Source organism: Mesorhizobium sp. M0898, from assembly GCF_040319695.1.
In the GTDB taxonomy this organism is placed as follows: domain Bacteria; phylum Pseudomonadota; class Alphaproteobacteria; order Rhizobiales; family Rhizobiaceae; genus Mesorhizobium.
Genome location: NZ_JAMYOE010000083.1, coordinates 1 through 11,449, shown reverse-complemented (window position 1 = coordinate 11,449; position 11,449 = coordinate 1). Strand labels below are relative to the sequence as shown.

General features: G+C 61.3%; 8 protein-coding genes and 1 pseudogene. All 9 read left to right on the top strand.

What is annotated here, in order from left to right:
• The first annotated feature begins 274 nt into the window (after positions 1-274).
• Entirely contained in the window at positions 275-2,347 is a 2,073-nt protein-coding gene (locus NKH90_RS33505; RefSeq protein ID WP_352823540.1) for an AAA family ATPase, read from the top strand.
• A gap of 515 nt (positions 2,348-2,862) precedes the next feature.
• Positions 2,863-3,066 carry a preprotein translocase subunit SecE gene (secE, locus tag NKH90_RS33500; RefSeq protein WP_023680439.1) on the top strand — a complete coding sequence of 68 codons (204 nt, stop codon included), beginning with the start codon at positions 2,863-2,865 and terminating at the stop codon, positions 3,064-3,066.
• 27 nt (positions 3,067-3,093) lie between these two features.
• Positions 3,094-3,621, top strand: a complete 528-nt coding sequence (nusG, locus tag NKH90_RS33495) for a transcription termination/antitermination protein NusG (RefSeq protein ID WP_006333333.1) — start codon at positions 3,094-3,096, stop codon at positions 3,619-3,621.
• 160 nt (positions 3,622-3,781) lie between these two features.
• Positions 3,782-4,210 (top strand): 50S ribosomal protein L11, encoded by a 429-nt coding sequence (gene rplK, locus NKH90_RS33490; RefSeq protein ID WP_023680440.1) that lies wholly within the window; start codon positions 3,782-3,784, stop codon positions 4,208-4,210.
• 4 nt (positions 4,211-4,214) lie between these two features.
• Entirely contained in the window at positions 4,215-4,913 is a 699-nt protein-coding gene (rplA, locus tag NKH90_RS33485; protein ID WP_023680441.1) for a 50S ribosomal protein L1, read from the top strand.
• 391 nt (positions 4,914-5,304) lie between these two features.
• Positions 5,305-5,823 (top strand): 50S ribosomal protein L10, encoded by a 519-nt coding sequence (gene rplJ, locus NKH90_RS33480; RefSeq protein ID WP_008875657.1) that lies wholly within the window; start codon positions 5,305-5,307, stop codon positions 5,821-5,823.
• Positions 5,824-5,877: 54 nt separating this feature from the next.
• A complete protein-coding gene (rplL, locus tag NKH90_RS33475) occupies positions 5,878-6,255 on the top strand; it encodes a 50S ribosomal protein L7/L12 (RefSeq protein WP_023680442.1) in 378 nt (125 codons plus the stop codon).
• 283 nt (positions 6,256-6,538) lie between these two features.
• Positions 6,539-10,675 (top strand): DNA-directed RNA polymerase subunit beta, encoded by a 4,137-nt coding sequence (rpoB, locus tag NKH90_RS33470; protein WP_352823538.1) that lies wholly within the window; start codon positions 6,539-6,541, stop codon positions 10,673-10,675.
• A 131-nt stretch (positions 10,676-10,806) separates the two neighbouring features.
• Positions 10,807-11,449 (top strand): annotated as a pseudogene (locus tag NKH90_RS33465) (DNA-directed RNA polymerase subunit beta'); the annotation flags it as partial.

Genomic DNA, 11,449 nt, shown 5'->3' with positions numbered 1-11,449 from the left:
GGGGTGCCCCGGGGGGTTCGGGGGGGGGTGCTATTCAACCTTTAACTTGCTCTTTTGTTTTGGGGGGCTATATTTTTGTCATTCTAGACCCCCCCTTCACCCTTTTGTCGGGCGCCCCCCCCCAACCGGGGGGGGCCAGGCCATCGACACAGGCATCGAGGCGATCACAAACCTCATCGATACCGTGCCGTTCACCGAAAAATTTGCGTGGCCTTATTACATTGGAGAGGAGCCGGACAGCGCTCCGACCCAATTCTCGCAGAGTACGACGTCGATGATCGCCGCTGCGATGCAGGGCGCCCACGGCCGGCCGCGCCAACGGGCTGCTCACGGATATCATTGGCACGCCTCGAGTAAGTTGCCCGAGCTGGACTCCAAATCAGAAAGGCACAAGCGGCTGAGGGCCGCCAAGAAGCTGCTCTTGGCCGATTGGCGGAGCCGCAAAGGATGCAACTCCTCGACCTACGGCAAGGACGATATTCTGACGCTCAGCTGGCATGCGGACCTGTTCGCGCATGACCGCAGCACCGAAGACCTCATCGCGGTACTGACAGCTCTCATCCTCAAGCGCTGCGAAAGCATTCTGGGGTCAGACGGCCACGCCGAGCCGAGCCGAGCTCTCAATGATGGCTTTAAGACGGGCGAGCGAATGAGTGGCTCAACCTTCTACATCCTGTTGCGCTTCGTACGCTGTTTGCGAACATTGCCCGCGCAAAGCGACGAGGGCAGTCAGGCGGTTCGCAAGAAATTGCTCAAAAAGGCCTTCGAGAGATTTCAGGAAGGCATCCGAGAGCATCTGTCCTATGGAGACGTCGGAGACAGTCGTTTTGACGCGTGTGAACTGGCATTCTGCCTTGAGGGTATGCTGCACACTCGACCTGAGACAGTCGACGAAGCCACCGCCGAGCGGGTTTTTAAGATTATCCACGCGGCGCAAGAGCGAACCGGCAGTTGGCGGCCGCAGACGCCTCTAACAACATCCCATCGCGGCGAAGTTCTCTATGCCATTGGGATTGAGACTGCGACCTCCCTTTTATGCAGCCTTTCCATTCTGGACGCTCGGTCACCGGGACGCCGGTCCAACGCCCTGGGAAACACGCATCTCGCAGTGATCCTCAAATACTGGGATTGGCTGAAAGGCCGGCGGCTGCCGTTGTCGCTGGCGATTGGAGAGGTCATGGGCTGGCGATCGGAGCGGCTCGGCGGATCCTACCTCCACATCTGGGAGAATAGCCAGATCCTGGAATTTTTGGTGATTTTCCGGGATTACCTTGACCAACACATATCGGGTGAGCTTCTGGAGCTATCCGAACTGGACGTGACGCTTCCGGTGGGCACCCCGCCTGCCTGGAATGACATCGTTACGAAATTCGAGCCCGCAGGCACTAATCCTGACTATCGGTTCTATGAGGACATCGGCAGGTGTTTCGTCGAGCCTCGGCTTACCCGCTCGGGTGAGCCCAACTGGTCGATGCTGCTCTACGGGCCTCCTGGAACCGGGAAAAGCACGACGGCGAAAAACCTCGCCGCAGCGTTGAACGTGCCCATGATCCGGGTGACGGTGAGCGACTTTCTCACCACCGGCGACGCCCACATGGAGCGGCGGGCAAAGCTGATCTTCGAGGTGCTCAGGCATCAAATGATGGCCGTGGTCCTGTTCGACGAGCTCGATCAATTCCTATTGGATCGGGACAGTGAGCTGTTTCGCGCCCAGCAGAGCGCTTTTCAGTTGCTGACGCCTGGGATGCTCACAAAGCTGGCTGACCTTCGGGAGGAAGAATCCGTCATCTTCATTCTGGCGACCAATTATGATGATCGCATCGACAGCGCAATAAAAAGGCCCGGCCGGGTGGACGTGTCCTATCTGTGTCTGCCGCCTGATTTCTCGAAACGCTGCGCCACGATTAAACGGGTGCTGAAAAAGCGGGAAATTACGGCTTCAGATGGGGAGATCCGCGCGGCTGCCCGTGTTGCGGTGTTTCTCGGACACACCAGTATCGAGCGTATAGCAAAGCAGACGGCGTCAGCCCTGGCTCTGGCGGAGCGGTACGACAAAGAGCCGAGGGACATTCAGTTCAACACCTTCTCCCAGCGCGCCGTGGCGCTCATCGACGCCGGCAAGGCTCCAGACGAACTCATTGGGCTCACCTGGATGGCGCTTGAAGCGATGCCGCCGAGGGGTGCCAGAGCGCCACGTTTCGTGGAACGGCTCGCATCGTTACTGACGGGGCTCGACGCGAGCCATCGGGATCGAGTGCGTGAGGGCGGAGAATTTTCAGCCGCGCAATTCGATGCCCTCGTCGCTTTGGGGAAGGTTGCCCAGCAGACAGCGAAGCCTAAGGACTAGGATTCGGACGGAAACTGAGGTGAAGCCTTACACAAATCCTTGCACATCGATGCTGGAAATGGCAAATATCACATTGTAAACAGGATGATGTGGGAAGGCTATTCGGTCTCCAAAACCGCAGGTCGTAGGTTCGAGCCCTGCTGCCCGTGCCATTCTTTGAATGGATACCTAAAACGATTCTTTTGCAGTGCGGCCTTTGAAAATCGGCTTGTGACTTGCCATATGGCACAAGTTGCGGCATAAGGGCCGCATAGCCGGGACGGGACGACTGGATGGTTCCGAGGCGGCGTTTGGCCATAAAGCGGACACTTGCCACTTGCGTGGATCAAGAATCGGTTTTATGTAGACGAGACAGACACGCGACGCGTGGAGCTGGGAAGCCGGCTTTACGCGTCTGATTTGCATGGGCGAAATGATTGCGCTGATTCGGCGCGAACGCACGCTCAAGCGGCACGTCCCGGCCAGCGGGATCATCCAGGAGGCCCGGCCAACGGGTCTTGCAGACAGAGCGGCATATGGCTTCGAAAACCACAAATCCCTTCACCTTTCTCCAGCAGGTTCGCGCGGAGACCGCCAAGGTCACTTGGCCGTCGCGGCGCGAAACGATGATCTCGACGGTGATGGTCCTTGTGTTCGCGGTCATCGCGATGATCTTTTTCTTTACCGCAGACGTGGCCATGGGCTTTGCGGTCGAAAAAATCCTCGGCCTCGGACAGTAAGTCCGGCGATTACGGAGAAGTCTTGAAATGACCGCGCGGTGGTACATCGTCCACGCCTACTCGAACTTTGAAAAGAAGGTCGCCGAGGACATCGAGAACAAGGCCAAGCAGAAGGGCCTGTCCGCCGACATCGAGCAGATCGTGGTGCCGACCGAGAAGGTCGTCGAGATCCGCCGCGGCCGCAAGGTCGATGCCGAGCGCAAGTTCTTTCCGGGCTATGTGCTGCTGAAAGCCAATCTGACCGACGCCGTGTTCTCGCTCGTCAAGAACACGCCGAAGGTCACCGGTTTCCTGGGCGACTCCAAGCCGGTGCCGATCACCGAAGCCGAGGCCCAGCGTATCCTGAACCAGGTTCAGGAAGGCGTCGAGCGGCCGAAGCCGTCGGTGACGTTCGAGATCGGCGAAGCGATCCGCGTTTCGGATGGACCATTCGCGTCCTTCAACGGTTTCGTCCAGGAAGTGGACGAGGAGCGGGCGCGGCTCAAGGTGGAAGTATCGATCTTCGGGCGCGCTGTGCCGGTCGATCTGGAATTCGGACAGGTCGAGAAGGGCTGATCCGAAATCCCTGCACCGGTTTCGGCGGCAGGGAAGGCGGCGCGGAGATCGCGCGGCCAAAAACGGGTGGGAGGCGAATGCGGCTTTAGCCGGCCGCGCGGACCGCACCACCAGACTGCAACCGCCGGCAAGACCGGCATGAGAAAAGGCAGGAAGAGAGATGGCTAAGAAGATTGCAGGCCAGCTCAAGCTCCAGGTTTCCGCGGGATCGGCCACGCCGTCGCCCCCGATCGGCCCGGCGCTTGGTCAGCGTGGCATCAACATCATGGAGTTCTGCAAGGCGTTCAACGCGCAGACCCAGGAAATGGAAAAGGGCTCGCCGGTTCCGGTCGTCATCACCTACTACCAGGACAAGTCGTTCACCTTCGTCATGAAGACGCCACCGGTGAGCTACTTCCTGAAGAAGGCCGCCAACCTGAAGTCGGGCTCGAAGGAGCCGGGCAAGGTCAAGGCCGGCACGATCGGCCGCGACAAGGTGCGCGCCATCGCCGAGCAGAAGATGAAGGATCTGAACGCAAACGACGTCGAGGCGGCCATGCGCATGGTCGAGGGCTCCGCCCGCTCGATGGGTCTGGAAGTGGTGGGCTGAGATCATGGCAAAGATTGCAAAGCGTGTATCGAAGACCCGCGAAGGCATCGATCCCAACAAGGCTTACGCTTTGGGTGAGGCGCTGAAGCTGCTCAAGGATCGCTCCTCGGTGAAGTTCGACGAGACGATCGAAGTCGCGATGAACCTCGGCGTCGACCCGCGCCATGCCGACCAGATGGTCCGCGGCGTGGTCAACCTGCCGAACGGCACCGGCCGCAGCGTTCGCGTCGCCGTCTTCGCGCGTGGCGACAAGGCCGAGGAGGCCAAGGCCGCCGGCGCCGACATCGTCGGAGCCGAGGATCTGGTCGACATCGTCCAGAAGGGCACGATCGACTTCGACCGCTGCATCGCCACGCCGGACATGATGCCGCTGGTCGGCCGTCTCGGCAAGGTGCTCGGTCCGCGCGGCATGATGCCGAACCCGAAGGTCGGCACCGTCACCACCGACGTTACCGCCGCCGTCAAGGCATCGAAGGGCGGCGCCGTCGAGTTCCGCGTCGAGAAGGCCGGTATCGTTCACGCCGGCGTCGGCAAGGTCTCGTTCGACGTCAAGGCGCTGGAAGAAAACGTCCGTGCCTTCGCTGATGCGGTGACCAGGGCAAAGCCGGCTGGTGCCAAGGGCAACTACGTCAAGAAGGTGTCGGTCACCTCGACGATGGGTCCGGGCCTCAAGCTCGACGTCTCGACGCTGGCAGCGTCCTGATACGAACAATTGGATCGGCCGCTAAACGCTGATCCGTGAAAGAATTCCGGGCCTCCGACCTGTCGGCGGCCCGGTACCGGAAGTCGAAAGACTTCCGGACATCCTGTCCGAGATTGCAGGCGGCCCCCAAGCCTTAGGTGATGTGGGCCTTAATTCATGCGGGCCTGCATGAGACGGGTGAAGACCGGACAAAGGAGCCACAAGCTCCAATGAAAGGTTCGAACCGTGTTTGCCTTTTGTCTGCGCACCGTCCGGCTTGCCGGCAGGTGTGGCGAAAGGGGGCAGGATCCTCGAGCGTCGTTCGGGAGATCCGTTACTGGATGGCCCGGCCGGCAAAAGGCAACCCGACGCCTGTCCTTCGTAGAGGGCAGGGGTCAACTGGAGATAGGCAGTGGACAGAGCGGAAAAACGCGAACTCGTCACGGGCCTGAATGATGCGTTTTCAAGCGCTGGTTCAGTCGTCGTGGCCCACTACGCCGGTATCACCGTCGCGCAAATGAACGACCTTCGGTCGAAAATGCGCGCCGCCGGTGGCACCGTCAAAGTCGCGAAGAACCGTCTCGCCAAAATCGCTCTTCAGGGCACGGACTCCGCATCGATCATCGAGCTGTTCAAGGGGCAGACGCTGATCGCCTATTCGGAGGATCCGATTGCGGCGCCGAAGGTCGCGTCCGATTTCGCCAAGGGAAATGACAAGCTCGTCATTCTCGGCGGCGCAATGGGTACCACCTCGCTCAATGCCGACGGTGTGAAGGCACTCGCCACACTTCCGTCGCTCGATGAGCTGCGCGCCAGGCTGGTTGGCATGATCGCCACGCCGGCAACCCGGATCGCCCAGATCGTCAATGCGCCTGCGGCTTCGGTCGCGCGCGTCATCGGCGCTTACGCCCGGAAGGACGAGGCGGCATGAGGCCGTTCCTCGCTATCACAAACACACGTTCGAACCTTATGAAGGAACATTGCAATGGCTGATCTGGCAAAGATCGTAGACGACCTTTCGAAGCTGACCGTCCTCGAGGCGGCCGAGCTGTCGAAGCTTCTTGAAGAAAAGTGGGGCGTTTCCGCCGCTGCTCCGGTGGCGGTTGCCGCTGCCGGCGGCGCTGCGGCCGCTGCTGCTCCGGTCGAGGAAAAGACGGAATTCGACGTCGTCCTCACCGAGGCAGGCGCTCAGAAGATCAACGTCATCAAGGAAGTTCGCGCCATCACCGGTCTTGGCCTCAAGGAAGCCAAGGACCTGGTCGAGGCGGCTCCGAAGCCGGTCAAGGAAGCCGTTTCCAAGGCCGACGCGGACAAGTTCAAGGCCCAGCTGGAAGCAGCCGGCGCCAAGGTCGAACTGAAGTAAGCGTTGAGTACCGGCCGACCGGGGCGCGCCGTCCGCCACTCCTTTCGCGTCGAAGGGAGGCTGCGTAACGCGAAGAGTGCGAAAACCTCTTTCCTGAGGGCCGCAAACCGGCCTTCAGGAAACGGGTTTTCTCCCGTTTCTGGCCCGCCGCCAATTGGCGCCGGGTGAAAAGACAAGAAGCCGCCGACAGGCGGCGGGCAACAAGGCAGGGCCGCCAAGGTGGCCCGAGATGCAAGGCGAGCCGCGGCGAGGCTCGTCCCGAGAATTGAGCTAAGGAGCGACGATGGCCCAGACCCAGACTTTCAATGGCCGCAGACGCGTACGCAAGTTTTTCGGAAAGATCCCGGAAGTTGCGGAGATGCCGAACCTGATCGAGGTTCAGAAAGCATCCTATGACCAGTTCCTGATGGTGGAGGAGCCCAAGGGTGGGCGTCCTGACGAGGGACTGCAGGCAGTTTTCAAGTCGGTCTTCCCGATTTCCGATTTTTCCGGCTCCTCGATGCTGGAATTTGTGAAGTATGAGTTCGAGGGACCGAAATTCGACGTTGACGAATGCCGTCAGCGCGACCTGACCTATGCGGCGCCGCTCAAGGTGACGCTGCGCCTCATCGTGTTCGATATCGACGAGGATACCGGCGCCAAGTCGATCAAGGACATCAAGGAGCAGGACGTCTACATGGGCGACATGCCGCTCATGACCTTGAACGGCACCTTCATCGTCAACGGCACCGAGCGCGTCATCGTCTCGCAGATGCACCGTTCGCCGGGCGTCTTCTTCGACCATGACAAGGGCAAGTCGCACTCGTCCGGCAAGCTCCTGTTTGCCGCGCGCGTCATTCCCTATCGCGGTTCGTGGCTCGACATCGAGTTCGACAGCAAGGACGTCGTGCATGCCCGCATCGATCGCCGCCGCAAGATTCCGGTGACGTCGCTGCTGATGGCGCTCGGCATGGACGGCGAAGAGATCCTGTCGACCTTCTACAACAAGATTACCTACAAGCGCGCCGGCGACCACTGGCGCATCCCGTTCAACGTCGACCGTTTCCGCGGCCTCAAGGCCGTTGGTGACCTGGTCGACGCCGACACCGGCGAAGTCGTCGTCGAGGCCGGCAAGAAGATCACCGCCCGCCAGGCCAGGGCGCTTGGCGAAAAGGGTCTCAAGGCGATCAAGGCGACCGACGAGGATCTGCTCGGCAACTACCTTGCCGAGGATATTGTCAACTACGCGACCGGCGAGATCTTCCTCGAAGCCGGTGACGAGATCGACGAAAAGACGCTGAAAGTGCTGCTTGGCACCGGTGAGGATGAGATCAAGGTCCTCGACATCGACCACGTCAACGTCGGCGCCTACATCCGCAACACGCTCAACGTCGACAAGAACGAGAGCCGCCAGGACGCGCTGTTCGACATCTACCGCGTCATGCGCCCCGGCGAGCCGCCGACGCTGGAAACCGCTGAAGCCATGTTCAACTCGCTGTTCTTCGACAGCGAGCGCTATGATCTGTCGGCCGTTGGCCGCGTCAAGATGAACATGCGGCTCGAGCTCAAGGCCGAGGATACCGTGCGCGTGCTGCGCAAGGACGACATCCTGGCCGTGGTCAAGACGCTGGTCGAACTGCGCGACGGCAAGGGCGAGATCGACGACATCGACAATCTCGGCAACCGCCGCGTGCGCTCGGTCGGCGAGCTGATGGAGAACCAGTACCGCGTCGGCCTGCTGCGCATGGAGCGCGCGATCAAGGAACGCATGTCCTCGATCGAGATCGATACGGTGATGCCGCAGGACCTGATCAACGCCAAGCCGGCGGCTGCCGCCGTGCGCGAGTTCTTCGGTTCCTCGCAGCTGTCGCAGTTTATGGATCAGACCAACCCGCTTTCGGAGATCACCCACAAGCGCCGTCTTTCGGCGCTTGGGCCGGGCGGTCTGACCCGCGAGCGTGCCGGTTTCGAAGTGCGCGACGTGCACCCGACGCATTACGGCCGCATCTGCCCGATCGAGACGCCGGAAGGCCCGAACATCGGCCTGATCAACTCGCTTGCGACCTTCGCGCGCGTCAACAAATACGGCTTCATCGAGAGCCCGTACCGCAAGATCGTCAACGGCAAGCTGACCAATGAGGTCGTTTACCTCTCGGCTATGGAAGAGGCCAAGCACCACGTCGCGCAGGCCAATGCCGAGCTCGACAAGAATAGTCATTTCGTCGACGAATTCGTCATTTGCCGCAACGCCGGCGAAGTGATGATGGCGCCGCGCGAAAACGTCGATCTCATGGACGTGTCGCCGAAGCAGATGGTGTCGGTGGCCGCGGCCCTGATCCCGTTCCTGGAGAACGATGACGCCAACCGTGCGCTGATGGGCTCGAACATGCAGCGTCAGGCCGTGCCGCTGGTGCGCGCCGAAGCGCCGTTCGTCGGCACCGGCATGGAGCCGATCGTCGCCCGTGACTCGGGCGCCGCCATCGGCGCCCGCCGCGGCGGCATCGTCGACCAGGTGGACGCGACGCGTATCGTCATCCGCGCCACGGAAGATCTCGACCCCGGCAAGTCCGGCGTCGATATCTACCGGCTGATGAAGTTCCAGCGTTCGAACCAGAACACCTGCATCAACCAGCGTCCGCTGGTGCGCATGGGCGACCGGGTCAACAAGGGCGACATCATCGCCGACGGTCCGTCGACCGAGCTCGGCGATCTGGCCCTCGGCCGTAACGTGCTGGTCGCGTTCATGCCGTGGAACGGCTACAACTACGAGGATTCCATCCTCCTGTCCGAGCGCATCGTCGCCGACGACGTCTTCACCTCGATCCACATCGAGGAGTTCGAAGTCATGGCCCGCGACACCAAGCTGGGGCCGGAGGAGATCACGCGCGACATTCCCAACGTCTCGGAAGAAGCGCTGAAGAACCTCGATGAGGCCGGCATCGTCTACATCGGTGCGGAAGTGCAGCCGGGCGACATCCTGGTCGGCAAGATCACGCCGAAGGGCGAAAGCCCGATGACGCCGGAAGAAAAGCTGCTGCGCGCCATCTTCGGTGAAAAGGCCTCGGACGTGCGCGACACCTCGATGCGCATGCCTCCGGGAACCTTCGGCACCGTCGTCGAAGTGCGTGTCTTCAACCGCCACGGCGTCGAGAAGGACGAGCGCGCCATGGCGATCGAGCGCGAGGAGATCGAACGCCTCGCCAAGGACCGCGACGACGAGCAGGCGATCCTCGACCGCAACGTCTATTCGCGTCTTTCCGACGTTCTCGTCGGCAAGGAAGCGATTGCCGGGCCGAAGGGCTTCAAGAAGGGCTCGAAGCTGTCGAAGGACACGCTCGACGAGTATCCGCGTTCGCAGTGGTGGCAGTTTGCCGTGGAGAACGAAAAGCTCCAGAGCGAACTGGAAGCCCTGCGCGGCCAGTACGACGATTCCAAGAAGGCGCTCGAGCAGCGCTTCATGGACAAGGTCGAGAAGGTGCAGCGCGGCGACGAAATGCCTCCGGGCGTCATGAAGATGGTCAAGGTCTTCGTGGCCGTGAAGCGCAAGATGCAGCCCGGCGACAAGATGGCCGGCCGACACGGCAACAAGGGTGTCGTGTCGCGGATCGTTCCGGTCGAGGACATGCCTTTCCTCGAGGACGGCACGCATGCCGACATCGTGCTCAACCCGCTGGGTGTGCCGTCGCGCATGAATGTCGGCCAGATTCTGGAAACGCACCTGGGCTGGGCCTGCGCCGGAATGGGCAGGAAGATCGGCGATCTGATCGATGCGTACAAGACAGCGGGCGACATCAAGCCGCTGCGCAAGACGCTCGAGAGCTTCATGCCGGCCAACGACCGCAACGAGCCGGTCCGCGAATATGACGACGAGAGCATCGTTCGCCTCAGCGAGCAGATGCGCCGCGGCGTCTCCATCGCGACACCGGTGTTCGACGGCGCGCACGAGGCCGACATCAACATCATGCTGGAGCAGGCGGGCCTGCACACCAGCGGTCAGTCGCAGCTCTATGACGGACGCACCGGCGAGCCGTTCGATCGCAAAGTGACGATGGGTTACATATATATGCTCAAGCTTCACCACCTTGTGGACGACAAGATCCACGCGCGTTCGATCGGTCCGTACTCGCTCGTTACCCAGCAGCCGCTGGGCGGCAAGGCGCAGTTCGGTGGCCAGCGCTTCGGCGAGATGGAGGTCTGGGCGCTCGAAGCGTACGGCGCCGCCTACACGCTGCAGGAGATGCTGACGGTGAAGTCGGATGACGTCGCCGGACGCACCAAGGTCTACGAGGCGATCGTCAGAGGCGACGACACATTCGAGGCCGGCATCCCCGAGAGCTTCAATGTTCTCGTCAAGGAAATGCGGTCTCTCGGCCTCAATGTCGAGCTGGAGAACACCAAGCTCGACGACAACCCGATCCGGCTGCCCGACGCGGCCGAGTAAGCAAGACGTCCGGCCGCGGTCTTCCCGCGACCGGACGCACCAAATTCTCGGCCGATGGCCGATCAAGTCGGCGGGCGTTTGGCCCGCGCTAGATGCAAGGGGTTTTCGAGGACCCCGAAAAGGAGAACGGCATGAACCAAGAGGTCATGAATCTCTTCAATCCCCAGGCGCCTGCGCAGGTGTTCGATTCCATCCGGATCTCGCTTGCCAGCCCTGAGAAGATTCTGTCCTGGTCGTTCGGCGAGATCAAGAAGCCGGAGACCATCAACTACCGCACCTTCAAGCCGGAGCGTGACGGCCTGTTCTGCGCGCGCATTTTTGGCCCGATCAAGGACTATGAGTGCCTGTGCGGCAAGTACAAGCGCATGAAATACAAGGGCGTCATCTGCGAGAAGTGCGGCGTCGAAGTCACGCTGTCGCGCGTCCGCCGCGAGCGCATGGGCCATATCGAGCTGGCGGCACCGGTCGCCCACATCTGGTTCCTGAAGTCGCTGCCGTCGCGCATCGGCACGCTGCTCGACATGACGCTGAAGGACATCGAGCGGGTCCTCTACTTCGAGAACTACATCGTTACCGAACCCGGCCTCACCGCGCTGAAGGAGCACCAGCTGCTCAGCGAGGAAGAGTACATGATGGCCGTCGACGAGTATGGCGAGGATTCGTTCACCGCCATGATCGGCGCCGAGGCGATCCACGACCTTCTGGCCGGCATGGACCTCGAGAAGATCGCCGGCGACCTGCGTTCTGAGCTGGCTTCGACCACCTCCGAGCTCA

Excerpts from the sequence above, each read along its gene's own strand:
- NKH90_RS33505 (WP_352823540.1), top strand. The coding sequence starts at position 275 with ATGATCGCCGCTGCGATGCAGGGCGCCCACGGCCGGCCGCGCCAACGG.
- secE (WP_023680439.1), top strand. The coding sequence starts at position 2,863 with ATGGCTTCGAAAACCACAAATCCCTTCACCTTTCTCCAGCAGGTTCGC.
- nusG (WP_006333333.1), top strand. The coding sequence starts at position 3,094 with ATGACCGCGCGGTGGTACATCGTCCACGCCTACTCGAACTTTGAAAAG.
- rplK (WP_023680440.1), top strand. The coding sequence starts at position 3,782 with ATGGCTAAGAAGATTGCAGGCCAGCTCAAGCTCCAGGTTTCCGCGGGA.
- rplA (WP_023680441.1), top strand. The coding sequence starts at position 4,215 with ATGGCAAAGATTGCAAAGCGTGTATCGAAGACCCGCGAAGGCATCGAT.
- rplL (WP_023680442.1), top strand. The coding sequence starts at position 5,878 with ATGGCTGATCTGGCAAAGATCGTAGACGACCTTTCGAAGCTGACCGTC.
- rpoB (WP_352823538.1), top strand. The coding sequence starts at position 6,539 with ATGGCCCAGACCCAGACTTTCAATGGCCGCAGACGCGTACGCAAGTTT.